The following is a 25,293-nucleotide window of genomic DNA, read 5'->3' on the forward strand; positions in this document are numbered from 1 at the left end:
CGACGATCCGAACGTCTTCGAAACTCACGCAAGAACCCCAGCGGTGCCGATGACGATACGCGGCGTTCCCACCCACAGCGCGGCATCCGTCGCGGCGCGGCCATCGACGAGGAGCTTCACGCCCGGCAGATCAGCAGGGCCGATCTGCCGATAATCAGCGTGGTCGGTCTGCAGGATCGCGAGGTCGACATCGCCTCCGAGCTCGTAGGGCTCGAATCCGAGTCGCCGAAGCTCCTCGTCGTCGTACAGCGGGTCGTGAACGACCACCTGGGCGCCACGCGACTTGAGTGCTTCCACCGTCGGGAAGACGCCGGAGAACGCCGTCTCCTTGACGCCTCCGCGGTACGCGGCTCCGAGGACGACAGCCCGCTGTCCCTCCAACGATCCCAGCACACCCTCCGCCTGAGCGACGAGTCGCTCGGGCATGGAGGCGTTGAGGAGGCGAGCCGTGCGGACGATGTCGGCGTCCTTGTCGGTCGAAAGATACAGGCGCGGGTAGACCGGGATGCAGTGACCGCCGACGGCGATGCCCGGACGGTGGATGTGGCTGTAGGGCTGAGAGTTGCAGGCTTCGATCACCTGATAGACGTCGATCCCGTTGCCCGCCGCGAACAGCGCGAACTGGTTCGCCAGGCCGATGTTGACGTCGCGATACGTCGTCTCGGCGAGCTTCGCCATTTCAGCGGCCTCGGCCGAGCCGAGATCCCAGACACCGTTCGGGCGGACGAGGTCGGGTCGCTCATCGAACTGCAGGACGGCCTCATAGAATTCCCGCGCACGGCGAGCGCCCTCTTCCGAGAGCCCGCCGACGAGCTTCGGATACTTGCGCAGATCGGCGAACACTCGCCCGGTGAGCACACGCTCCGGGGAGAACACCAGGTGGAAGTCGGTGCCCTCCTTCAGCTTGGATCCTTCTTCGAGCATCGGCTTCCAGCGGTTACGAGTCGTGCCGACAGGAAGCGTCGTCTCGTACGACACGAGCGTTCCCGGCGTGAGGTGCTCGGCGAGAGAGGCGGTTGCGGCATCCATCCACGCGAAGTCAGGTTCCCACGTCTCGTCATTGACGAAGAGCGGAACCACGAGCACGACGGCATCCGCACCAGGAATCGCCTCGGCGTAGTCGGTCGTCGCACGCAGCCGTCCTGCGGGAACGAGCTCGGACAGCTTCTCCTGGAGATGCGCTTCGCCGGGGAACGGTTCGATCCCCTGGTTGATGGTGTCGACTGCCTTCCGGTTGACGTCGACGCCGATCACCTCATGACCGGAATCAGCGAACTGGACGGCAAGGGGCAGGCCGATCTTTCCGAGGGCCACGACGGCGATACGCATGATGTTGAGTCTATTGGCACGCTGTTGTGCCCCGAGGCCTCCGGCCGGATCGCGAGCGTTAACATCGGGTTCCACAGTGACGATGACCCTCGGTACGATGTGGCGGTGTCCGGACGACCGTCGCGCCGATTCCGCGTTGACATCCAAGGTCTGCGCGCCGTAGCAGTCGTGCTCGTGATCATCGACCACGCTCACTTCGGACTCCGCGGCGGATTCATCGGCGTCGACGTCTTCTTCGTCATCTCCGGGTTCGTCATTACGGCGATGCTTCTCCGCGAAGTACAGTCTGAGGGCCGCATCCGCCTCGGCCGTTTCTTCATCCGCCGCGGCTACCGCCTTATACCCGCCGCCATCGTGGTCATCGTGTTCACCGCCCTCGTCGGAATGCTGCTTCTCTCACCCCTGGGCACGCAGCAGCAGGCCGCAGTAACCGGCGGCGCCGCGGCCGTCGGCCTCAGCAATATCGCGCTCTACGCGATCTCATCCGACTATTTCAGTGAGCACACTCAGTCCAACCCCTACCTGCACACGTGGTCGCTGGGTGTCGAGGAGCAGTTCTACCTGTTCTTCCCACTGGCGCTGCTCCTCGTGTGGAAGGTCGCGGAGCACCTTAAACGCGCGGCCGCAGTGGTGCTGACAATTGTCGCTGTCGTGTCCTTCGCTCTCTCGCTCATCGCGTCCTACTCGGCGGTCCTGCCGATCGTCAAGAGCCCGTCGATCTTCGCGTTCTACATGATGCCGACCCGTGCGTGGGAGTTCGCCGTCGGCGCGCTGATCGCCTGTGGCGCGGTCTGGCTCACGAAGCTGAGAGGCCACGCCTTCGCGACCTGGGCCGGACTCTCGCTCATCATGCTCGGCGCGGTCTTCATCGACAACTCTGTGCCATTCCCCGGCATCGTGGCTGTCGTACCCGTTCTCGGCGCCGCCTTCGTCATCTTCGGTGGGCTGGCATCGAACCGCGGTTCACAGATGCTCGCGTGGAGACCATTCGCACACATCGGCGATCTGTCCTACTCCCTGTACCTCTGGCACTGGCCGTTGCTGGTGTTCGCGCGACGGATCTGGCCGGACAGCGTCGCTGCCGTCGTCGCCGCTCTGGTATTGACCTACGTCGCTGCGTTCCTCACGTATCGCTACGTGGAAACGCCGTTCCGAGGCAAGGCCCAGACATGGTCGTGGCGCACCGTGCGGATGCCGGCCGTCGCGGTCAGCGTCGCGCTTCTGGCCGCAGGATCGATGTTCGTCGGTGCGCAGTCGAATTGGGGCAACAAGAACGTGGAGGCCGCCGCCGACCAGCTGCTCGAGCGCCCTACCGGCTACAGCCAGTGCCTCTCGACCACGCCTGTGGCGCAACGCGACCTGAGCCCGTGCACATGGGAAGGCGAAGGGAAACCCATCTACCTGGTCGGCGACTCCAACGCCCAGCAGTTCACCGAAGCTCTGATCTCGGCGTCTGAGACGCTCGATCGACCGTTGATCATCGCGACGTGGGGCGGATGCCCATTCTTCGACGTCGGACGGGTCGACCTGAACGACCCCAACAAGGGTGCGGAGTGCAGCGCGTATGCCGCGGGAGGCGAGGAATGGCTCGCCCAGCAACCAGCGGGAACGGTGATCATGGCCGCCGCAGGCGAGATGATCACCGACAGCGGAATCGTCTTCCGATCCGGCGAGGGGATCCTCGACGACCCGGCTTCGAAGGCAGCCCAATGGGGTGAAGCCATGGCCGCGCGCATCGCTGATCTTGAGGTCGCTGGCCACGAAGTGCTCGTCGTACCTACGCTGCCGCACTTCGTGGGGATATCGCGCGCCTGGTGGCACCCCGTGCAGTGCCAGAATGCCGACCTGTTTGCCGACCCGTCGCTGTGCTCGGCCCGCGTCTCGACGTCTGACATGCAGGAGAGCATGGCAGCGATCTCGAAGGGTGACCGGTACGGCATCACGACCTCCGGGGCCGAAGAGATCGACCTCACCGGACAGGTGTGCGAGTCCGGATGGTGCGAGACCTACCGTGACGGGACCTGGCTCTATCGTGACGGTCTGCACATCAGCCCGACCTACAGTGAGGAGATCGCTGGAGTGTTCGTTGATGCTCTGCGGTAGCCAGACGCCCGGTTGCCCGCTGCAAGTAGGATCGACCTCGTGAAGTTCTCTCCCGTGGTCCCGCTGTCCAAGTTCGGACGGGTCACGCGCTCACTCATCCTCGTCGGGATGCTCGTCGGCAACTTGTTCCCGACCGTGGGTGGCCTCGGGATCGCACTGATCAGCACCGTACTCGCGGCGCCGGTGGTCATCTACGAACTGATTCGCTGGCTCCCCCGATTCCATCCGGTGATCCTCTTCGTCGTCTCGCTGTTCGCGATCGTCGCGGTGCACGCATGGGTCGTCGCCCCGACGTCGCTCTACGGGCAGGACAAGTTCGAGAAATGGATCACTGCGACGCTCATCTCGGCCGTCGCGGCATGTCTTATCCGCGACAAGGCTGCTCTTCTCACGTTCGTGCGTGCCTGGCTGGGAGCGGCATTGATCCTGTCCGCGCTGTCGATCGTCGGCTTCCAAGGCGGGCGGGCGGAGACCTTCGATTCCAATCCGATCTGGCTGGGAAGGGCGATCTCTTTCGCAATCATCGCCATCATCTGGATGATCTGGCAACGCCACATTCGCCTGGTGTGGGCCATTCCCGCGGTGCTGATTCTCGCCGTCGGGCTGATCACCACTGGCTCGCGCGGCCCTCTTCTCTCCGTCGCGGCAGCCGCGATCGTGATGGCCCTGTTCTCCGGCCGTCGTCGGATTGCGAAGGTCCTCGCGATCGGCGGCGCCGGCGGCCTCGCCTATTGGGCTGTCGCCGAACTCCCGTTCTTCGCCGAGAGCCGGTTCAAGTCCCTCCTTTCGGAAGGCTTCTCCGATCAGGCGCGCGAGATGTTCTGGCGAATCACTCTGCCGGTCATCGAGGAGTATCCAAGTGGTGTCGGTTTCGGCAACTGGGCGGCGCACGCCCATCCCCCGGCACAGTTCTTCTACCCGCACAACATCTTCCTCGAGATCTTCTCCGAGTTCGGCGTCGTCGTCGGCGTGATCTTCACACTGGTCGTGGTCGCGGTGCTGCTCGGTCTCATCCGACGTTCCGGGAAAGATCCCGCGGCTCTCGTCGTGCTCGCGCTGTTCGTCGGCGAACTGGTCTCCGTGAATGTCTCCGGTGATCTCAACGCGCGCACCTTCTTCTTCATGCTCACGCTGGGCTTCCTCTCTGCAATAAAGAGCGTCATCTCCACCACCCCGGAATCAGAGACCGCGGCAGACGGCTCCGACCAGACGATTGAGTCGAACCTGACGTCCGCTGCCGGCACGACCGACTCGCCAGCGCACAGCGCAGGCGAGCAGACCACGAAGGCCTGACATACATGAAGATTTCTCTCCTCTCGCCGGTGTACAACGAAGAGGATCACCTTGCCGAGATGATCGAGAGTGTCCTCGCGCAGACACACGAGGACTTCGAGCTCATCATCGTCGATGACGGATCGACGGACCGAACGGCGGACATCGCGGATTCCTATGCGGCCCGCGACCGGCGTGTTCAATCGATCCGACCGGCGACGAAGCTGGGGAAGGTCGCGGCCTTCAACAACGCATTCACTCAAAGTTCGGGAGACGCGATCGTTCTGCTCGGGGGTGACGACACCCTCCCGCCCACGTCATTGGCATTGCGCGCTGAGGCTCTTTCGTCTGCGCCCGAGACCCGGGTGGCCGCATATTTTGCGCTTCGGACGATGTCGGAATCCTCCCGGCACGACGGGCTGATCATCCCGAAGAGCGGAAAAGGAAACTTCTCCGGTGGAACCGGCATCCTGAGCCGGGAACTCGCGGATCTCGTGTTCCCGATACCCGGTCAGCTGGTCGCCGAAGACGTCTGGCTCGCCGAGAATGTGCGGCTGCTGGCCCACACCATCGAGCAGCGATCTGATGTGGTCCTCAACTACCGGATCCACGACGGAAACTCCAACCCGCGCAACAAGCCGTTCGCCGTCATGCGCGAACAGATGCACGTGCGGGCGCTGCCGTACACGCTGATCTTGGACAACCCGCCGGTGGCACTCACCGCCCAGCAGACGCGTCGACTCGAGGGCATGAAGGAACTCGATCAGCACCGCTATGAGGGGAAGCTTCTCAAGATCCTCGCGACCCCGAACACCAGCTTCATCAGTCGAGCCCGCGCCGCTTCGACAGCGACCCCTTGGTTGTTCAAACTGCGATCGATCTTCTTCGGTTTGTTCTCAGGGCGCTGAGCGGAGGGGCTGGAGCTCGAAGCGACTGGAGTCGCCCAGCCGACGTCACGCGGGAATCGGTTGCGGCGATGCCGGGGTATACCGCCGCGCGAGCTGTAGACCCACGATCCACGTCACGACGTAGACCGCGCTGAGCGTGATGGACGTGCACCAGGCGGCCTCGACGACATCGAGGTCAAGCGAGATCGCCACGATGACCGCGGTGACGACCATGACCACTCTCATGACGTCGAGCACCAGATTCCATGCGCCGTGCTGCAGCACGATCAGCACTTTGCTCATCGGGCTCGCGATCAGCCGAGTCGCAAGCATCGGCAGCAGCGCGATCATGATGTGGACCGCTTTTTCCCAGCCGTCGCCCAGGAAGATCGGAACGATCCACGGGCCCAAGAAGACAATGATGGCGACCATCGCCGCTGACATCCCCGCGAGTACACCCGAAACCGACAGATAGTACCGCGCCAGCCCTGGGCGCGATTCGCGATAGGTCTCGGACATGTGGGCTTCCGCCACCTGCCCGATGCTCGTCGCGACCAGAACCAGCGGTGCGGCGAGAAGACGATCCGCCATCCCCCATTGCCCCGCATCCGCGACGGTGAACCACGTGCCGACGAAGAGGATGGGTAGCACCAAACCGGCGGAGTTCAGAACAGCGGACGGCGCGAACAGCACGGGAAAGCGCCAATACTCGCGCACGACCCTTCGCATGTCTCCGCGACCGAATCTCTCCAACTCGGATCGAAGCGCAAGTGTCAGGGGGGCGATTCCTGCCACCCGTCCGATCGCGTAGCCCCCGATGAGACCTGTCGCCGAGGCGCCCGCCAGCCCGAGACCCAGCTGTGCGCCCGCGGCCAACCCGGACTGATAGATGCTTCGCCTTGCCACGGGCCCATACCGGTGACCGCGAAGCGCGAACTGGCTGAGCAGAGTGAACGCCGCAGTGAGGAACACGATTGCGGCGACCCAGAGTGCTATCCACGGCAACCGAGACATGTTCTCCAAGAGGCCGAAGGAGAACAACAGGGTGAGCAGTCCCGCGGAGAAAGCGCTGATGACGACAGCGCTGCACAGGCCCGCACTCAGCAACGCTGTCGCATCCCGCGACGATCGCGGAAGCATCAACGCGGATTCCAGGCGGAGCGCGGCTGCCGGTGCCGCGATGGACGCAGAGGACAGCACAAGGGACAGGTATCCGAAATCGGTGTCGGAGTACATCCGCGCGAGTATCGGTGTAATCGCCAGTGTGATGAGCTGGCCGAACGCCGTGCCGAAGATGAGGGTGATCGCCCCCTTCGAGCCGCGAGACCGCAGGCGATCCCAAAACGCGGACATTCTCACACTGTGCTCCGATCGAATGATGTGGTGTTCTTTACTTCGCTCTTGCGAGCCCGGTCCTAGAGATCGGCAGTCGACGGAACGACCGCGATCCTACTAGTTGCGGAATTTCCCCAGCTGCCGAAGTCCCGCGGCCACACGAAGGCTCCGCAGTTTCCAAACGCTCGCGTTCGGGTGCATCGTCGCGATCGGCCCGGAGCGAAGGCTCTCTGCCGATGGCCAGACCACCCGGAACACGACCCGCAACCTGTCGCGCCACGGGATGAGCTTCAGCGCCTCGAGATAGACACCCACGGTCGAGGTCTGCAGCCTCCAGGACCAGTCCTCCGGCACCACGGCATCGTCGAATCGCAATCCTGCCTGAGGGAATGCCTCGACCAGGCTGTCCTTGAGAGCGAATTCCGCACCCACCCTCGTTGCCATCTCGATCGTTGCTTCCCCCGCGACGCTGAGGCTGTGCGCTGCGGAGCGGACACTCGCCGCCCCCGGATGCTGGCCACGAACAGGCCTGATCTCGTTGAGGGCGCTGATGATCGCGTGGAGTGCGATGGTTGGTGTGCGAGCAGTCTGCCCGGCGAAAGTGCGAATATCCGACGTGGACAGAGCCGTCGCGAAGGACGCAGACCGGCCGACTGCCATCCCCGGGAAGAACGAGTGGACGTCCACTGCGCAGCCCCATTCCCCGGCCCTCAGCGTCAGCGAGTGAAGGACACGCGTTCCTGTGAAGGCAGAGAAGGCAGGGGCCCAGCCCCACGGTTCCATCGCGCGCGCCAACCGGGAGTCGTTTCCCGGAGCAACCCAGCAGTCGACATCGCCGGAGTGCTCTCTGTTTCGCAACCCCTGAGCATGCAAGGTGGGTCCCTTGAGGAAGATCAGGTCGATATCGTTCCTTGCTGCGACGTTGCCGAGCAGCGCGTACACAAGCTCGTGGACCATCGAACTCATCCAGGGGGCGTTGACTTCGCGGACGCGCGCGGGGTCCTCCGAGTCTCGCGAAGCGATCCCCATGTGCTCCATGTCGCGAACGATCTCGCGCTCTTCCGAAGTGAGGTCGCTGTCTGCCACGGGGCCAGCCACGAGACGGAGCCAGACCTCAGCTCCAGGGCCGAACAGGAAGCGAGGGGTACCCGGCCGAATCGGCACCACGACCAGGTCGTAGCCCTGCGCGCCCAGCTCATGGTCCCGCATGTCCAACGCGCCGAAACTCACGGCGACCCATTCAGTCACGTGCACATCCTCGCACGCACGAAATCGAAAGCCTCGTTCCAGACGCCCTACGACAGGGGGTCACGGACTTGACCGATCATCGGCTTCACGAATGAAGACCCAACCGCTTCTTGTGCGAATGCGCCGTGGACAGAATGAATGCGGTCGCGCGCCAGGACGTGTTGGCGATCTCGTAACCATTGGGCATCGAGATCGCATCATTGTCCATCTGCAACCGCACAGACACGGCTTGAAGTACGTTTTCGGGATCCAGACCAGTCGTGATGATCGCACCCGCATCGAGAGACTCGGGACGCTCGATGAAGTCGCGCATCGTCACCGCAGGGAAGCCGAGAATGCTCGACTCCTCGCTGATCGTGCCGCTGTCCGAGAGCACCAGTTTCGCGTCCATCTGAAGCTTGATGTAGTCGTGGAATCCGAACGGCGGGTGGAAGACGATTCCGTCGGTCGCTGCGGCGTCCTCGAGGGCCTCGATCCGCTTGCGCGTGCGAGGGTGGGTGGACACCAGGATCGGCACCGCATACTCCGCGCGAAGCGCCTGCAGAGCAGCGATCGCCGAGCGCAGGCGCCCAGGGTTGTCGACGTTCTCTTCGCGGTGCAGGCTCACCAGGAAATACTCACCGGGTGTCAGCCCCATGCGCGTGACCGCGTCGCTTGCGTCGATCTGTTCGCGATTCTGCTCCAGGACCTCACGCATCGGCGAACCGGTGAGCAGGATCCGCGACGGGTGAAGACCTTCAGCGAGCAGGTTGCGGCGGGCGTGCTCTGTGTAGACCAGGTTGTAGTCGGCGACATGGTCGACCAGACGACGGTTGGTCTCCTCCGGCACGTTCTCATCGAACGACCTGTTGCCGGCTTCCATGTGGAACACCGGAATCTTCATGCGCTTGGCGATCACTGCAGAGATGCAGCTGTTCGTGTCTCCGAGCACGAGGAATGCGTCAGGACGCTCCTCCACGAGCACCTGCTCGGTCTTCGCGAGGATGGAGCCGAGCGCTGCCCCGAGGGACGACGTGTCCGCCTCGAGGAAGTGGTCCGGCTTCCGCAGCCCGAGGTCCTCGAAGAAGACTTCGTTGAGCTCGTAGTCGTAGTTCTGACCGGTGTGGACCAGAATCTGATCCGTGTGCTCATCGAGCAACTTGATCGTCGCAGAGAGTCGGATGATCTCGGGCCGGGTCCCGACCACGGTCATCACTTTGAGCTTGTCGGACATGTCACACTACCTCGGCAATCGTGTCGGGGTTCTGAGGGTCAAAGATGTCGTTCGTCCAGAACGAGGTGTAGAGAGTCTCACTCCCCACGTTCGTGATGTTGTGGGCCCACATCGTCGGCATGTCTACGGCACCTGGCGCATCGCCCGAGACATCGAAAGAGACGACCTCATCGGAGAACAAGCGCCGCAAGGAGATGCGTGCCCGTCCTTGCAGAACCGTGAATCTCTCGATCTTGCGCCGATGGAAGTGGTCACCTCGGGTCACACCGGGCACGGTCGTTGAGAATGACGATTGCCCCGGACCGCCGTGCGACCGAATGATCTCGAAGAACGATCCGCGTGCATCTGCGTGCCTGGTCAGCGAGATCGGGCTCTGCTCCGGGAACGTGAACGAGCGGTAGGTGTTGAAGAGGTCCCGGTCGAAGTCGCTGTCGACATCGGGGATCTCGCCCTGGCGATACAACGCGGCGTAACCCTGCAGACGAGCGAGCAGGCCCGACACGGTTTCGACGACTTCGAGATCGGCCTGCCGGTCGACGGAAGCCGTCCCCGTCAGCAGATCCACGGCGTTCTGCGCGTGGAGCAGGGTGAGCTCTTTGTCGTTCTCGACCGTCGGGCTTTCGCCCTTCGCGATCAGGTGGCTGAAGGTCGACGTGACCGCGTTGTAAAAGGGGCGCCCATGCTCTCCGAAGAGGTTGGGCAGCGACACGTTCACGAATTCGGCACCGATGTCACGCGCTGCCGCCGCGAGTGTCTCGGCGGCGCGTGCCTTCGCCTCGCCGTAGACGGAACCGTTGCCGACCTGGGTCGAATTCGCGTACGCGACGACCGGAGGCGGGTTGGCCGCGGCGCGGAGCGCGGCGGCGAACTGCTCCGCGAATCCGATGTTCCCGGCCATCACCTCTTCATCGGAGGCACGGTTGACACCGGCGATGTGCACAGCGCGAGTGCTGCCGTCGATGGCGGCGAGAGCCCGCTCGGCGTCGAAGGCATCTCCGACCGGGACGGCATCCACCGTCACTCCGGACTCTCGGAGGGCTGCCCTCGTATGCCAGCCGAGGAAGCCGCCGGCTCCGGAAACGGCGTAACGAGTCACGCGCTGGGCTCTTCTGCGACGATTCCGGCGAGGCGCAGTTCCTGACGCACTTCGGGCAGCGTGAGCAGGAGCTGTTCCACTTCCTCGACGGACATCTGCGCGACCGTGTGGGAGTCGTAGTCCTCGAACTTGTTCTGCGCGACGTCGCCCTCTTCGAAGTACAAGCTGTAGTTGAGGTCGCGCTTGTCCGCCTCGACCCGGAAGTAGTCCCCCATGTCGCGCGCGCGAGCGAGCTCTTCGCGTGTAGCGAGGGCCTCCGACAACTTCTCGGCGTGCCGCGTGCCGATGACCTCAACGGATGCCTTGGACTGGAACAGGTTGAGCACTGCCTGGGCGAGGGACCCGATCGAGCATGCCTTCGCCTTGCGCACGAAAAGATCTCCCTGTTGCGCATTCTGGAACGCGAACTCCACCAGGTCGACGGAATGCGCGAGGGACATCATGAAGCGCGTCATATCGGGGTTGGTGACCGTGATGTTCTTGCCTGCCTTGAGCTGGCGGATGAACAGGGGGATCACCGAGCCACGCGAGTACATGACATTCCCGTAGCGCACACACGACACCGTCGTCGCGGCGTTCGGATTGTTGAGCCCGTGCGATTGGGCGACCTTCTCCATGAGCGCCTTCGACATGCCCATCGCGTTGACCGGATAAACAGCCTTGTCGGTGCTCAGACACACGAGCGACGTCACGCCGTTCCGGTCCGAGGCACGCACGACGTTCTCGCTGCCCGTCACGTTGGTCCGTACTGCTTCCATCGGGAAGAACTCGCAGGACGGCACCTGTTTCAGTGCCGCAGCATGGAAGACGAAATCGACATCGCGCGTCGCGCGATCCACGCTCTCGTAATCACGGACGTCACCGACGTAGAAGCGCAGGCGACTGTCCTTGATCTCGTGCCGCATGAGGTCCTGCTTGGCCTCGTCGCGGCTGAAGATGCGAATCTCCGCCACATCCCTTTCGAGGAGCTTCCGTGCCACGGTGTGGCCGAACGAACCGGTTCCACCGGTGACGAGAATCTTCCTGCCTGCGTACGTCGTCATTCTTCTCTTCTTCCGTGGGATCGCGATTCGTGTGCGTTCGCCGTTGACATTCTCGGGGGCCTCATCTGCGGTCGTCGTTCGCCGCGATCGAGGTCAAGATGGCTTCGATCGCACTCACGGCCTGCTCCTTCGTGAGGTGCTCGTCGTAGAACGCGCGGGCGCGTGCGCGAAGTGCCTGCCTCTCGACGAAGGTCGTTGCGTGCGCCTCGCGGAATGCGTTCGCGAGCGACTCGACATCTTCGGGCTCAGCAACCAGACCCAGGCTGTTCTCGACGACCAGCCGTGAGACGTCTCCCGCGACGGTCGTGATGACCGGGACCTGATGGACAAGGCCGGCCTGGAACTTCGACGGGATATTGCCGGCGAAGATATCCAGCCGCTTGAGGGACACGATCTGAAAATCCGCTTGCTCGTACGCGCCGACGACGTCCTCGGGGCTCAACTTGCCGAGAAACTCGACCTTCTCGTTGAGGTCGAGCTCATCCGCCAGTTCCTTCAGCCGACCCTCCAGCACGCCGCCACCCGCTATGAGGAGGCGGAAATCTTCGAGGTCTCGCACTCGCCCCGCAGCCTGCAGAACGGTTTCGAGGTCTTGCAACACTCCGAGATTGCCCGCGTACAACAGGGTCAATCCCGGGCGCTCACTCGTGGGCACTGCCGCCCTGCGCTCTGTGTCGCGAGCCCAGTTGTACACCAGATGCACTCGGTCAGCCGAGGCACCACGCTCGACGAAGAGCTGCTGCGCGCTGGGAGCGATTGCGACCACCGCGGACGCCGACGCGTAGACCTTGCGCAGCCAGCGGTTGATGGCGGCGTTCGCGAATCTCCCAACGGGCGCAGGGAGGAAGCCCGAGCCGGTCACGGACTCCGGCCAGATGTCCTGCACGTGGAAGAGGTAGGGGATGCCGAACTTCTTCGACCAGACGTAGGCGGCATGCGCAGGCGTCGCTGGGGTGCCGTGCACGTAGATGACGTCCGCATCCTTCACGAATGACGAGGCGAATCGGGCGGACCAGGGAAAGCTCAGGTAGTTGGCGATCCTGCCGATGGCGTTGCGGGAATGGCTTGCGAAGATCGGCACGCGTCGGACCTTGACGGCGCCCCGAGACTCGACATGGCGCCACCGCTGACGGACCCCTGGCGGGATCTTCCCCGTGTCGTAATGCGGGAAAGCAGTCAGCACCCGAACAGAATGCCCTCGACGCGCAAGCTCTTGCGAGAGTTCGTCTGCGATCCGTCCCGGCTTGTCCGGCGGGAAGTACTGCGAAATGATGGCGATCTTCATTCGCCATCCTTCCTTTCTCCGATGTGCCGGCGGAGGTCGCCATTGTGCGCACTCAGCTCATCGTGCTTCTCGAAGCGAAGTCCCGAGCCTGACACGACGACGTTGACAGTCTTCACCATGATCTTCAGGTCGAGTCCGAGACTCACATGGCGAACGTACGCCAGATCCATGGCGATCTTCTCTTCCCAGCTCAGAGAGTTGCGACCCTTGACCTGAGCAAGACCGGTCATCCCTGGCCTCACGTCCATGCGCTTCCGCTGCGTCGCGTCGTACCGCTCGACCTGGTACGGCAACGCCGGCCTCGGGCCCACGAGCGACATGTCACCGAGGAACACGTTGAAAAGCTGCGGGAGCTCGTCGATGCTCGTCCGCCGCATGATCGCTCCGACCCGCGTCACGCGCTGGTCATTGGTGAGCTCGTTGCCTTCGTCGTCGTAGCTGTCCTCGAACGTGAGCATGCTGCGGAACTTGATGATGCGGAACGTTCGCGCGCGCAGACCCGGACGTTCTTGAAAGAAGAAGACCGGTCCGCGCGAGGTCGTCTTCACCAGGACTCCGGTGACCAGCAGGACAGGCGAGAGCACGATGATGGCGATCGCGCTCCCGAAGAGATCGAGAACCCGTTTGCCGAACCGAGCGTAGAAACGTGACCCGGCCGTCCGCGTTGAAGGTGCGCCCATCTCAGCTGTCTCCGTTCAGATACGCCTCGCGTGCCGAGCGCAGCTTCGCACCTGTGCGAGGGAACGCGGCGGAGTAGTTCTCGCGCTGACGTCGGGTGATGCCGGCGAAGTCATCGACGACGGCATCCAGCGCCTCGACGTAGTCCATGAAGAAGTAGTCCCGCAGGTCGTGCGGCTGTCCTTCGAGCACGCCTTCGAGCGCGCCCACGTTCTTGCCGTAGTAGTACTGCTTGTCCCCGAGGACATCCTTGAGCACGCTGACGAAGGGCGTTCCCACAGAGAGCGCGAGAATCACGGCGTGATATCGACTGGAGATGACCAGCTCCGCACCGCTCACGAGCGCGACCGCGTCTTCGATCGGCAGGTAGCCGCGCCCGGTGATGTCGAACATCTCGACGTCGTCGAGTCGGTCCGCAAGAAGCGCTCCTTGGTCGACACCGCCATGACCGAGGTTGAAGGGGAGGAAGACGACCCCGAGCCCGTGGTCGTGCGCCATGCGCTGGGAGAAGCGCTCGAAGTGCGCGAAGTTCTCCGTGATGAACGCGGTCGGCAGATACGTCTCCATCACCACGTATTTGCCAGCCCGCGGCTCCTGTTTCGGGGTGAGGCGTTCGTCGATGAAGAGCAGATCATCCGGCAGAGTGTGGATCCGGTCGGGCTGGACACCTGCCTGATTCAGCCAGTGCGGCGACAAGATCGTGTCTCTCGCGCCGAATCGGGCGTTCGGCAGCGAACCGAAGAAGCTCGCGAAGAACTCCGTATCCCCTCGGAATGGTCCATAGCCGTTCGCGGTGAAGACGACAGGGATGTTCATCGTCGCCGCGACGAGAGTAGGCGCGATGATCTGGATCAGCCGCTCGATGCGATGCGGCTGTGTCCACAGGGAGTTGAAGTAGCCGCCCCCGTTGACGTACAACGTGTCCATTTCGGCGACCGCTGCGGTCACTTCGTCGATGTTCTCGATCTCCCGCAGGATTTCCATCGGGGTCAGGTGCTGGGTGTCACGGCCCTCAGAGAATGCACCAGGACGCAGCGCGATCTCGACGAGACGCACGTTGCGATCCGCGAAGTAGTCGTCGCGGATCCTCTCGACGAACGGCCTGTCGTAAACGAAGACGATGGCATCTTTGGCGTCGAGCTCATACACGTTGTTGACGAGCATCGCGTAGTCACCGAAGTTGACATCCGAATACGGCCCTGTGAATCCGATCACTGCGGCAGTCTTCCTCTCTCACGGCTGGACGGAACGCCCACCGGGGTTTGTGCTGACGCACCGGTCGTAGGGAACGTCGAGATCGTCTCGTCGACGGCGAAGGCGTCATCGACGGCGTAGTGCAGGCCGAGCGGGCGTCGGACACGGACGGTGCGCCATCCCAACTGCCGCGGAGCGTGGAAGTCCTTCTTGGGATTGTCTCCGAAGTAGACGAACTCGATGCCAGGCCGCGAGAACTTCGATTCGATGAGACGGAACGCGTTCTCGCTGGGCTTCGTCCAGTCCTGGCCGTGTTCGCCCGTCACAACGATGTTGTCGAGGACTGCGTCGAGTTTCAGGGCGCGCAGCTTGCGCCATTGCCCTCCGGCATATCCGTCTGTGATGACACCGGTCCCGACGGCATCGTCGGGAAGATTGCTCAAATACGACTGCGCATCGGGCTGCAACGTGATCACCGGATCATGATCGCGATACTCCCCGATGAGGAGTCGAGTCGCTTCTGGGGGCAGTGAGAACCGATCGACGATGAGGTCGAATGTGTTCCCGCGAACGCCCTTCTCGAAAAGCGACCACGCGTGATCACCAACGCCGTCGACGCCGTAGAGGTCGCGCGCGACGTTGCCGATATGTGCGAACCCGCTCTGAACATAATCGCGCTCGAGGTAGAGCGTGTCGTCCAGGTCGAACACATAGACACGATCAGGCATCGAGGCTCCGGATGTCGAAACCCGACACGATGACCTCGGTGTCATACCGCAGAAGAAGGGTTCCCGGATTCCATTCCAGTTCGGAGATATCCTCTCCGCGCCCGTCTCGCAGCAACGCGTCGAAGAAGTTCGCGCCGGCGAGGTGAGCGAGCGGGTATCCGCCGCCGAAACGCGGGTTGATCTCGATGATGTTCAATTCGCCCGTGGACGGCTCGTAGAAAACCTGTACATTGAGCGCGCCATACGCACCGGGAAGGCGTGTCGCAACCTGGCGTGCCACCTCAATCACGGCGGGATAGTCGACGGTTACGCCCTTGGAGACTTCCCCGCCTCGCACCTCGATGCGCCGACGCGGCACGATCCCGAGGACCCGGCCGTCGCGGCCGACCGCGAAATCCACTGTGACTTCGAAGCCGGGCGCGCGAGACTGGATGATGTAGCTTTCGTCGAGGTTTGCCACATTCAGCGCTTCGACAGAGTCCGCGAGCACCACACCGATTCCCGACGAGCCGGAACGGGGCTTCGCCACGACGGCGCCGGTCAGCGCCCCCGTCGGCAGATCGGAGACCTCAAACGTCTCGACGGTGGGCAGGCCCTGCTCTCTCAACCATTGATACAGCGCCCACTTGTCCCACCCCAACCGAGACACCTCGGGACTCGACACCCAGACGTCGACACCCTGCTCTGCGAACTCGTCCCGATGATTCGCGTACACCTCGATCTCGGGATCAATGGTGGGGATGATGACCCCGACGTCGTGCAGTCGCGCGATCTCCAGCGTCCGTGGGATGAATGCCTCATCCCGAACGGAGGGCACCTGCTCGAACACATCGGCCAGCCGTCCTGCGGCAGACAACTCCGACCGATCGGTCGCGATCACGCGCGATCGATCGCCATGCATCGGCTGCTGCTTCAGCAGGTTGACGAGAGACCCACGACGTCCGGCGCTCGACAGCAGCCAGGACGTCCTCGCGGTCTCACCCGCCATCAGCGTCCCGCCAGGAACTCGGAGATCGCGCTGATGACCCGCTCGCGCTGACCGTCACTGAGCGCCGATCCACTCGGAAGCGTCAACCCGCGCTCGAACAGCGCCTCTGAAGTACCGTCGATCTCGCCGCGGTAGTTCTCGAACACCGGTTGCTTGTGCATCGGCTTCCACAGGGGGCGGCTCTCGATGTTGTCTGCGGCGAGCGCCGCGGAGAGCTCTTGCGGCGTCCAACCCGTGGTGTCCGAATCGATGAGGATCGACGTCAGCCACACGTTGTCGTCGCCGTCACCGTCTCCGCCGAACACCTCGACACCGGCGACGTCGGCGAAGAGCCCCTTGTACTGCTCGCGCATCTCACGGCGCTTCGCGATCATCCCGTCCAGACGCGACAGCTGCGCCCGCCCGAGGGCCGCGAGGAGGTTGCTCATGCGGTAGTTATAGCCCACGTCGGTGTGCTCGTAATGAACGACCGGTTGACGCGCCTGCGTGGCCAGGTAGCGCACGTGCTGCGCGAACGCAGCGTCATCGGTGAGCAGCATCCCGCCGCCCGAGGTCGTCATGATCTTGTTGCCGTTGAATGACACGATCGACGCGCGGCCGAATGAGCCGGCTGCCTTTCCTCCGTGACTGGCGCCCAGTGACTCTGCGGCATCCGCCAGCACTGGCACACCGAACTCGTCAGCGATCGCGAGAATCTCGGTGTAGTCGACGGCTTTGCCGAGCAGATCGACAGGAACGATCGCCCCCACGTGCTCGCCGTCTGCGCTCAGGCGCTCGAGCGCTGTGCGCAGGAGAGCCGGGTTCATGTTTCCGGTGGCCGCATCCGCATCGACGAAGTACGGCTCGGCGCCGGTGTACATGATCGCGTTCGTCGTGGCCGCGAATGTCATCGTCGAGGTCACCACGATGTCGCCGGGCTTGACCCCCAGCGTGATGAGTCCCAGATGCAGGGCGGCGGTGCCGGAACTCAGCGCGACGCCCTCTGCCACTCCGACCCGGTCGGCGAGCTCGCGCTCGAACGCGTCGACATCGGGGCCGAGCGGCGCGATCCACCCGGATCGCATGGCTGCCACGACGGCGTCTTCTTCGAGCTGCGTCACATCAGGTGACGACATGTAGATGCGTTCACTCACGCGCGTTCAGCCTTCTCCAGGTTCGGTCGTTCGATGATGGCGGTGTCGTTGTTCCGCGGATTCGCCTTCATCCGCGCCTCCCAGCCTGCCTTGTCGAGCCGCTCGGGGGTGATCACGTCGGCGCGGGTGTGCGACACCTTCGGATGGAACGGGCGCGCCAGGTTCTCCTTGTGCCCCACGAGCTCCTCATGCAGTTTCTCGCCAGGACGCAGTCCGGTGAAGACGATCTCGATGTTCCGCCCTGACATCGCGATCATGCGCTTCGCGACGTCGAGGATCGACACGGGCTCGCCCATGTCGAGGATGAGCACTTCGCCGGCGCGGCCGATGCCGCCCGCCTGGATCACCAGCTGGCAGGCCTCGGGAATCGTCATGAAGAAGCGAGTCGCCTCTGGATGCGTGACGGTGATCGGGCCCCCTGCGGCGATCAATGACTGGAAGGTCGGCAGCATCGAGCCGCGGCTCCCGATGACGTTGCCGAAACGCACCGACAGGTAGCGCATCCCGGTCTCTTCGCCCGCCCACGCCGTGAGCTTCTCGGCGACGCGCTTGGAGTGCCCGAGCACGCTCGTGGGGTTGGCCGCCTTGTCGGTGGAGATGTTGACGAACGTCGTCACCCCGACACGACGCGCGGCCCGGATGACGTTGAGCGACCCGAGCACGTTCGTCTTCCATGCCTCATCCGGGTACTGCTCGAGCATCGGCAGGTGCTTCAGAGCCGCCGCATGGAACACGACCTCGGGGCGACGCTCATCGAACAAGCGATCCATCAGCTCTGGGTCACGGATGTCGGCGAGCACGACTTCGTTGGTATCGAGAAGACCGTGCCCCTTGGTCCCCAACTGCGCCATCTGCAAGCCGGTTTCGTCACGGTCGAGCATGATCAGCTCGCTGGGTCCGTATTTCGCCAGCTGACGGCAGAGCTCGGATCCGATCGACCCGCCCGCCCCGGTGACGAGAACCCGCTTTCCGGTGATGTACCCGGCGATCTGCTCGACGTTCGTGTCGACCGGGTTGCGGCCGATGAGGTCTTCGATGCTGATGTCGCGCACATCGGACGGGGACTCCGCGCCGGATTGGAGGCTGGCCAGGGTCGGGGTGACTGCAACCCGCAGACCCGCCTTCTCGCCCTGGTCGCTGAACTTTCGCATCAGCGCGCTGTCTGCCTGGCCGACCGCGATGATGAGCATCGTCGCTCCGGTATCGCGCGCAGCGGCTTCAATCTCATTCGTGCGGCCGATGACCGAGACACCGCGCAGGCGCAGGTTGGCCTTCGCGGGGTCGTCGTCGAGCAGTCCGACCGGGCGGAACGGCGACAGCGGATCGGTGTTGACCTGGTGCAACAGGCGATCGGCGATGTATCCCGCGCCGACGATGAGGGCCGGCTCGGCGTCGGCACCGGGCTTGCGCGCACGGTCGATCATGAGCCGAGCGACGTAGCGCACGCCGAACATGAGCAGCAGCACAAGAGGGGCTGCCAAGAAGGAGGTACCGCGGGGCACGCCGATCAGCGGGCCGAGCGGAATGATGAACAGCGCGATGACGATCGTCTCGGCGAGCACGAGCAGCCCGAGGGTGCGTACCTCTTCGAATGACCCGTATGTATAGCGGCCCCGGTAAAGCGCGAGATAGTAGCCGGCACCAATGTGCAGCCCCGCTGCGACGAATCCGAGCAGGATCGTCGAGATCCAGCCGCGCGCTTCCATCATGAACTCGAACCGCAAGGCCACGGCCAGCACGATGCCGAAAGCCCAGGCTCCGCCGTCGACCGCTGCCGCGAGCCCGCGTCGGCGTTTCTGTGCCATTGACTTGGTCTGCATGGTAGAGATCTCTCCGGTCATCAATGGCTCATCCAGCGTCGGGTCCACATGGATCAACTTTCTCTGCGCTCCCCCAAGCACTGAAACCTATGATTCCACACCCAGTCGAAGAATCCGTGCACGATGTCGGCGGAAGACTGCGGGATCTTTGTGGGTTTCGCAGGCGATGGGCGGGGGAGTTGTGCGCGGGATTTGGGCGCGTTTCGTCTCGCTGCGCTCGCTCAACGACCGGGAGAGATGCTGGGCTCTCTCAACGACCGGGAGGGATGCTGGGCTCGCTCAACGAACGGAGGGATGCGCAGCGCTCGCTCAACCAGGCAGGGTCAGAGGAGACCGTCGCCGATCTCAGGGTCGCCCTCCACCGGCGGAGCGGTCGGTTCCGGATTGGGCACGACCGGCTCTTCGGTCGGGGTCGGGTCGGGCTCCTGATTCTGCTGCCGGTTCTGCCGCTCCCGGCGTGCGGCCTCGGCGCGCTCCTCCTCCGTGATCGCCTGATCCGTGACGAGTGCGACCACTGCATCGCGGTAAGCGGTGACCGCCGCTGCTCCCTCGGCACCGCCGAGCTTCGAGCTCACGACGTGTGCGGCAGCAGCCGTCACCGCGTCGCGCAGAGGCGCCTCAGCGTCTGGGTTCTCTTCGATCACCTCGATGCCGAGAGCAGTGAACGATGCCGCAAGGCCTTCGAGAGTCGTCGCGTGCTGAGCATCGAGGTCTTCGACTTTCGTCCGCCCCTCACGCAATTCAGCTGTCGCCGCGTCGAGCTCGGCGAGCTTGGCCTGCGCGTCGTCGATCGCCACGCCGACCTCTGACAACGAGTCCTCGTCGATGTCATTGCGGACGTATGGGTCGACTGGTTCCGGAAGCACGACCGCCTGCACCGCCGCCGCGTGCCTGTCGATCTCTGCGATGATCCCGTCGGCCAGCACCGCATCGAGGATCGCGATCGTCGCGGCACCATCTGTCGACCGCGGATCGGGAGCCGTACGTGCTCCGTCGACCGCGGTGCGCAGCGCCGCCGCATTCGCCTCGCTCGCCACCGCTTTCGCGGACAGCCGGTCATGCGCAGACATGAACGCCTGCTCGGCGTTCTGGATCATCGCCTCATCCGCGCGAAGCGACTGCATGACCCCGTCGGCAGGGCTCGCGTTCGCCATCTGCACTCCCCCGACGATCCCCGCTGTGGCGACGCCGACGATCGCAAGCGAGGCCGCAGCCGCGGCCAGCCCGTCGAACCGGCGACGCCGACGCCGCTTGGCCGACGCCGGGGGTGCGGGAATGGTCGCCGGCGCGGCATCCGCCACCGCCTCCTCGACGAGCTGCGACAGACGCTGCACACTGGCGCGCGGCCTCGTCATGTCGAAGTCGTCGCTCGGATCACCGAACATCTCCGTGAGCCGTCGCACGGTGTGGTGGTCGTCGAACGTCGTCGACGCCTCTTCGATGCGAGGGCCCTGCGGGAAGAGCTGTGCGAGTGTGGTCATGCGGCTTTTCCGTGATGTCTTTTCGGCAGTGTCGTGAGCGTACCTATAGTTGTCCTCAGACGAACATACCCGCGCGGTCTGTTCCTCGCCCTTCCCCGCCACCAGGAGCGCCCATGGATCTTCCCGATTTCGTGCGGATTCTGCGACGCCAGCTGGTGCTGATCGTCGCGTGCCTGTTGATCGGGGTCTCCAGCGGGGCACTGATCGCCATGTTCACGCCGCAGCGGTTCGAGGCATCCACCGAGCTCATGATCTCGGTCAACGCCCGCGACGGTGCGACCGCCATCGAGCTCACCCAGGGCACGAGCTACGCGCAGCAGGTCGTCGAGACCTATCGCTCCATCATCACCAGCTCTCTGGTGCTCGACCCGGTGATCGACGATCTCGGCCTGCCGACGACAGCTCCGGAACTCGCCGAGCGCGTGCGTGCCTCCGTCGGCATCCGCAGCACGATCATCTCCATCTCGGTGACTCACACGAATCCCGGACAGGCTGCTCGCATCGCCAACGCGATCGGCGACAGCTTCGCGACCCTCGTGTCTGAACAACTCGAGAAGCGCGCAGAGGACACCGCCTTCCGCATCCGCATCATCCCGCTGCAGGCGGCTCAGGTGCCCCTCGAACCCGTCGCTCCCAACATGCGCATGTCGCTGATCATCGGCGCGGTCATCGGCCTCGGCGCCGGCATCGGAATCGGCATGCTCCGGACGGTGCTCGACACACGCATCCGTACCCTGGCCGACTTGGAGTCGACCGTCAAGGCACCGGTGCTCGGCGGCATCGCGCACGATCCGGATGCCGCTTCGCGGCCGCTCATCGTCGCATCCGCCCCGCAGGATCCGCTCGCCGAAGCCTTCCGCAGCCTGCGCACCAACGTGCGCTTCGTCTTCCCGTCCGGCGAGCCGGGCGTGTTCGTGATCACGAGCTCCGGCCCCGGCGAGGGCAAGACCACCACGGCCGCGAACCTGGCCATCGCATTCGCCGAATCGGGGATGCGGGTAGCCCTCGTCGACGGCGACATGCGCCTGCCTCGGGTCGCCGAGCGCTTCGGCATCGAGGGCGGCGTCGGCCTGAGCGACGTGCTCGTCGGCCGCGTCGCGGTGAACGACATCATTCAACGCTGGGGGCGCGGTGCGCTGTTCCTCCTCCCGTCGGGAACCATCCCGCCCAACCCCGCCGAACTTCTCGGATCGCCGGCGATGGAGAGCCTGATCGCCACGCTCACCACCGCATTCGACGTCGTCATCATCGACACGCCCCCGGTGCTGTTGGTGACGGATGCCGCGGTGGTATCGCGATTCGCCACCGGCGCCATCCTGGTCGCCGCCGCGGGTTCCACGACGAAGCCTCGACTCGCAGAAGCCGCGCAGCGCATCGAGGCGGCGGATTCGCGGGTGCTGGGTACTGTTGTAACCATGCTCCCCACCAGCGGGGCAGACAAGACGGCATACGGCACGTACGCGTATGGGGCGCACCACAGCAATGCATGAGCGCACGGGGAAGGTTCCGGATTCATTCCGGACCGCGCTCCCAACGATGAACTGAACGAAAGAACTCAGGAGAATTCCTCGTGGAACTTCGCGACTACGTGCGCATCCTGCATAAGAACTGGATCCTCATCCTGGTGCTTCTGCTGCTCGGGCTCGGTGGCGGCACCGCTTACGCGCTGCTGCAGCAGCCGAAGTACGTCGCATCCACGCAGCTGTACGTCTCGGTGCGCACCGAAGGTGCCGCGACCGGTGATCTGGTGCAGGGAACCACGTTCGCGCGGCAGATGGTGACGAGCTACGTCGACGTCGTCGGCACCGCGCTCGTGCTCGAGCCGGTCATCGAAGAACTGAACCTCGACACGTCCGTCGCAGCACTCAGCTCACGCATCTCCGCGAGCACTCCGCTGAACACGGTGCTCATCGACATCGCTGTGACCGACGGCGACGCCGACACCGCGGCCGATATCGCCAACGAGGTCGCGAAGAGCTTCTCGGCAGCAGTGCAGGGCACCCTCGAGCAGCCCGCCGCCGAAGGCACGACAAGCCCTGTGCAGATCACGATCACCGAGCCGTCGGTGCCGCCGACGGCGCCGACCAGCCCGAACGTGCGCATGCTGATTCTGCTCGGCGGGATCCTCGGCCTCGCTGCCGGTATCGGCCTCGCCATGCTGCGCACCGTCCTCGACACCCGCATCCACACGCTCCACGACATCGAGAACATCACCGACAAGCCGATGCTCGGCGGCATCGCGTACGACCCGGATGCGACGAAGCGTCCGCTCATCGTGCACGCCGATCCTCGCAGCCCGCGCGCGGAGTCCTTCCGCACGCTGCGCACGAACCTGCAGTTCCTCAACGTCGAATCCGGCCCCCGCATCTTCGTCGTCTCCAGCTCCGGCCCCGGTGAGGGCAAGTCGACGACGACCGCGAACCTTGCGATCGCCCTCGCCGAGACCGGGGCGCGCGTCGCCCTGATCGACGGTGACCTCCGCCTGCCTCGCGTGGCCGAGTACCTCGGCATCGAGGGCGGCGTCGGCCTCACCGACGTGCTCATCGGGCGGATCGATGTGCCCGATGCGTTGCAGAAGTGGGGCGCGAACGACCTGTACGTGCTGCCCAGCGGTCGCATTCCCCCGAACCCTTCGGAGCTGCTCGGCTCTGCCGCGATGGACCAGGTCCTCAAGCCCCTGGGCGAGTACTTCGACTACGTGCTCATCGATGCGCCGCCGCTGCTGCTGGTGACGGATGCCGCGGTGATCGGCAAGAAGGCCCGTGGCGTCATCCTGGCCGCCGCATCCGGCAAGACGAAGAAGCAGGAGCTCGCCGGCGCGATCCGCACGCTCGACACCGCCGGAGTCTCGATGCTCGGTGTCGTCGTCACCATGCTGCCGACGAAGGGCCCCGACAGCTACGCCTACGGCGCGTACACCTACGGGTCGACGCATACCCTCGAGCAGGCTCCGACCGAATTGAGCACGGCCCAGGCGAAGCCGAAACGCCGGGCGAAGGCCAAGGCCGGCGTCTGACGCACGCTCGGAGTTCCAGGTCGCCCTTGCGGCGTTCCGGTCACAGTTGACGTCGCCCGCGCGACCCGGCACCCGCACGAAGTGCGACCGGAGGCGCCAGCCGGCCCTCAGTCGGCAGGTGCAGCCGCGGCGGGAGCCGTCCGGAAAACGATCTTGTGGTACAGCACGAACCGCAGGAGCACCACGATCACGATGCTGACGAGGTTGACGACGTTGACGCCCAGCGGCCCCGGCGTCCGATCCAGAATGCCCGTGAGCATCTGCACGCCCAACCACACCAGCGCTGCGCCCAGCGCGGTGCATGCGGCGTTCACCAGCACGAACAGCACCAGCTCGTTGACGCGGCCGCGCCTGTCGCGGTGACGGAACGTCCACTCGCGGTTTCCGATGTAGGCGTTCACGAGTGCCACCAGGGACGCGATCACCTTCGCCCAGACGAGGTCGACGCCCCAGACGTAGACGAGCAGGTTGAACACACCCACCTCGATCAGGGTGCTCACCCCGCCGACGATGAGGAAGCGGCCACCGACGGAGGCGAGTCGGCGCAGGCGTGAGCGAATTTCCATGTCTCCATTAGTCTAGAAGGGAGTGCGATCGTCCGCTCTCGACGCATCGCAGTGAGGTCCGCCAGTGCCAGTAGCCCATCTCGTCGTCGTCATGCCCGCCTACAACGAGGCAGAGGGCATCGGCGGCTTCATCGACGAGATCCGCGAGCACCTCGCGCCCGTCGCGGAGCGGATCAGTTTCGTCGTCGCCGACGACCAGTCCACCGACGGTACGCCCGCAGCACTCGACGGCATCGACGACGTGCACGTCGAGCGTCAGCCGGCAAACCGCGGCCACGGCCCCACCGCCCTCGCCGCGTACCGCGCCGGCATGATGCTCGATCCCGACGTGCTCGTGCACGTCGACGGTGACGGACAGTTCATCGGCCCAGACTTCCCCCGGCTCGTCTCGGCGCTCGTGCGAGAGAACGCCGATGTCGTGCACGGTGTTCGCGACGGCCGCACCGACCCCTGGTTCCGCAAAGCCCTCACGGCATCAGTCGGCACGCTCATCGCTGTCGCCGCGGGCCGCCGCATCCCCGACGTCAACACTCCTCTGCGCGCCTACCGGCCGCAGGCGATCAACCGCCTTCTCGATGCGGTGCCTGCCGACGCTCTCGTCCCGCACGTGCACTTCTCGCTGGCCGAGGCGCGTCTCGGCCTGACCGTCCGCTACCTCCGCGTGCTGAGCATCCCCCGGCGCGGCGAATCCGAGACGGGCACGATGTGGGGCGGCACGCCCCGACCGAGCCTCCCGCCGCAGCGACTGCGCCGCTTCGCACGCGCCGCTCTCGGCGAGGTCTGGTCATGGTCCCTCAAGCCGGGCGCTCCCCTGCGCAGCATCCCGACGGCTCCCGCCCAGCGATAGCCCGCACCGACGAGCCCCGCGAATGCCCGAA

21 protein-coding genes are annotated in these 25,293 nt (G+C 64.5%); 6 read left to right on the plus strand and 15 right to left on the minus strand.

Features of this window, described 5'->3' with window-relative positions:
* Positions 1–24: 24 nt before the first annotated feature.
* Positions 25–1,329 (minus strand): nucleotide sugar dehydrogenase, encoded by a 1,305-nt coding sequence (locus LTA6_RS01710; protein ID WP_407358493.1) that lies wholly within the window; start codon positions 1,327–1,329, stop codon positions 25–27.
* Positions 1,330–1,434: 105 nt separating this feature from the next.
* On the opposite strand from LTA6_RS01710, the gene LTA6_RS01715 reads away from it, so the two are divergent.
* Genes LTA6_RS01715 through LTA6_RS01725 form a run of 3 tightly spaced genes read left to right on the plus strand, consistent with a single transcriptional unit; the run spans position 1,435 to position 5,612 of the window.
* Positions 1,435–3,432, plus strand: a complete 1,998-nt coding sequence (locus tag LTA6_RS01715; RefSeq protein WP_407358494.1) for an acyltransferase family protein — start codon at positions 1,435–1,437, stop codon at positions 3,430–3,432.
* A 39-nt stretch (positions 3,433–3,471) separates the two neighbouring features.
* Positions 3,472–4,725, plus strand: a complete 1,254-nt coding sequence (locus LTA6_RS01720; protein ID WP_407358495.1) for an O-antigen ligase family protein — start codon at positions 3,472–3,474, stop codon at positions 4,723–4,725.
* A 5-nt stretch (positions 4,726–4,730) separates the two neighbouring features.
* Entirely contained in the window at positions 4,731–5,612 is an 882-nt protein-coding gene (locus LTA6_RS01725; RefSeq protein WP_407358496.1) for a glycosyltransferase family 2 protein, read from the plus strand.
* Between the two features lie 45 nt (positions 5,613–5,657).
* Here the strand turns inward: LTA6_RS01725 and LTA6_RS01730 are convergent, their stop codons facing one another.
* The 13 genes from LTA6_RS01730 to LTA6_RS01790 all read right to left on the minus strand — a co-directional run bounded on the left by LTA6_RS01730 (position 5,658) and on the right by LTA6_RS01790 (position 20,833).
* Positions 5,658–6,944, minus strand: a complete 1,287-nt coding sequence (locus LTA6_RS01730) for an oligosaccharide flippase family protein (protein WP_407358497.1) — start codon at positions 6,942–6,944, stop codon at positions 5,658–5,660.
* Between the two features lie 99 nt (positions 6,945–7,043).
* A complete protein-coding gene (locus LTA6_RS01735; RefSeq protein ID WP_341975736.1) occupies positions 7,044–8,174 on the minus strand; it encodes a hypothetical protein in 1,131 nt (376 codons plus the stop codon).
* A gap of 85 nt (positions 8,175–8,259) precedes the next feature.
* Positions 8,260–9,387 carry a non-hydrolyzing UDP-N-acetylglucosamine 2-epimerase gene (gene wecB, locus LTA6_RS01740; RefSeq protein ID WP_407358498.1) on the minus strand — a complete coding sequence of 376 codons (1,128 nt, stop codon included), beginning with the start codon at positions 9,385–9,387 and terminating at the stop codon, positions 8,260–8,262.
* A gap of 1 nt (position 9,388) precedes the next feature.
* Positions 9,389–10,483 carry an NAD-dependent epimerase/dehydratase family protein gene (locus tag LTA6_RS01745; protein ID WP_407358499.1) on the minus strand — a complete coding sequence of 365 codons (1,095 nt, stop codon included), beginning with the start codon at positions 10,481–10,483 and terminating at the stop codon, positions 9,389–9,391.
* Positions 10,480–11,526 (minus strand): SDR family NAD(P)-dependent oxidoreductase, encoded by a 1,047-nt coding sequence (locus LTA6_RS01750; protein WP_407358500.1) that lies wholly within the window; start codon positions 11,524–11,526, stop codon positions 10,480–10,482. Before LTA6_RS01750 ends, LTA6_RS01745 begins: the two co-directional genes overlap by 4 nt.
* Positions 11,527–11,587: 61 nt before the next feature.
* A complete protein-coding gene (locus LTA6_RS01755) occupies positions 11,588–12,811 on the minus strand; it encodes a glycosyltransferase family 4 protein (RefSeq protein ID WP_341975740.1) in 1,224 nt (407 codons plus the stop codon).
* Positions 12,808–13,491, minus strand: coding sequence for a sugar transferase (locus LTA6_RS01760; protein WP_341975741.1), 684 nt, complete (start codon positions 13,489–13,491; stop codon positions 12,808–12,810). The genes LTA6_RS01755 and LTA6_RS01760 overlap by 4 nt, the downstream gene beginning before the upstream one ends.
* Position 13,492: 1 nt before the next feature.
* Positions 13,493–14,704 carry a polysaccharide pyruvyl transferase family protein gene (locus tag LTA6_RS01765; RefSeq protein ID WP_407358501.1) on the minus strand — a complete coding sequence of 404 codons (1,212 nt, stop codon included), beginning with the start codon at positions 14,702–14,704 and terminating at the stop codon, positions 13,493–13,495.
* On the minus strand, positions 14,701–15,411 hold the full coding sequence (locus LTA6_RS01770) for an HAD family hydrolase (RefSeq protein WP_341975743.1): 711 nt from the start codon (positions 15,409–15,411) through the stop codon (positions 14,701–14,703). The genes LTA6_RS01765 and LTA6_RS01770 overlap by 4 nt, the downstream gene beginning before the upstream one ends.
* The gene (locus LTA6_RS01775) at positions 15,404–16,399 is read right to left on the minus strand and encodes an ATP-grasp domain-containing protein (protein ID WP_407358502.1); all 996 of its coding nucleotides are present in this window, start codon (positions 16,397–16,399) and stop codon (positions 15,404–15,406) included. The genes LTA6_RS01770 and LTA6_RS01775 overlap by 8 nt, the downstream gene beginning before the upstream one ends.
* Positions 16,399–17,532 (minus strand): DegT/DnrJ/EryC1/StrS family aminotransferase, encoded by a 1,134-nt coding sequence (locus tag LTA6_RS01780; protein WP_407358503.1) that lies wholly within the window; start codon positions 17,530–17,532, stop codon positions 16,399–16,401. The genes LTA6_RS01775 and LTA6_RS01780 overlap by 1 nt, the downstream gene beginning before the upstream one ends.
* Complete coding sequence (locus LTA6_RS01785; protein ID WP_341975746.1) at positions 17,529–19,337, minus strand: nucleoside-diphosphate sugar epimerase/dehydratase; 1,809 nt, start codon at positions 19,335–19,337, stop codon at positions 17,529–17,531. The genes LTA6_RS01780 and LTA6_RS01785 overlap by 4 nt, the downstream gene beginning before the upstream one ends.
* A gap of 338 nt (positions 19,338–19,675) precedes the next feature.
* Positions 19,676–20,833 carry a hypothetical protein gene (locus tag LTA6_RS01790; RefSeq protein ID WP_407358504.1) on the minus strand — a complete coding sequence of 386 codons (1,158 nt, stop codon included), beginning with the start codon at positions 20,831–20,833 and terminating at the stop codon, positions 19,676–19,678.
* A 113-nt stretch (positions 20,834–20,946) separates the two neighbouring features.
* On the opposite strand from LTA6_RS01790, the gene LTA6_RS01795 reads away from it, so the two are divergent.
* Both LTA6_RS01795 and LTA6_RS01800 read left to right on the plus strand, forming a co-directional pair.
* Positions 20,947–22,323, plus strand: coding sequence for a polysaccharide biosynthesis tyrosine autokinase (locus LTA6_RS01795; protein WP_407358505.1), 1,377 nt, complete (start codon positions 20,947–20,949; stop codon positions 22,321–22,323).
* Positions 22,324–22,403: 80 nt separating this feature from the next.
* Entirely contained in the window at positions 22,404–23,849 is a 1,446-nt protein-coding gene (locus tag LTA6_RS01800) for a polysaccharide biosynthesis tyrosine autokinase (protein ID WP_407358506.1), read from the plus strand.
* A gap of 107 nt (positions 23,850–23,956) precedes the next feature.
* Here the strand turns inward: LTA6_RS01800 and LTA6_RS01805 are convergent, their stop codons facing one another.
* Complete coding sequence (locus LTA6_RS01805; RefSeq protein WP_407358507.1) at positions 23,957–24,415, minus strand: GtrA family protein; 459 nt, start codon at positions 24,413–24,415, stop codon at positions 23,957–23,959.
* A 64-nt stretch (positions 24,416–24,479) separates the two neighbouring features.
* On the opposite strand from LTA6_RS01805, the gene LTA6_RS01810 reads away from it, so the two are divergent.
* Positions 24,480–25,262: a glycosyltransferase family 2 protein gene (locus tag LTA6_RS01810; protein WP_363544755.1), complete on the plus strand. Its 783-nt coding sequence runs from the start codon at positions 24,480–24,482 to the stop codon at positions 25,260–25,262.
* Positions 25,263–25,293 lie beyond the last annotated feature (31 nt).

The organism is Microbacterium sp. LTA6, from assembly GCF_045690355.1.
Classification (GTDB): domain Bacteria; phylum Actinomycetota; class Actinomycetes; order Actinomycetales; family Microbacteriaceae; genus Microbacterium.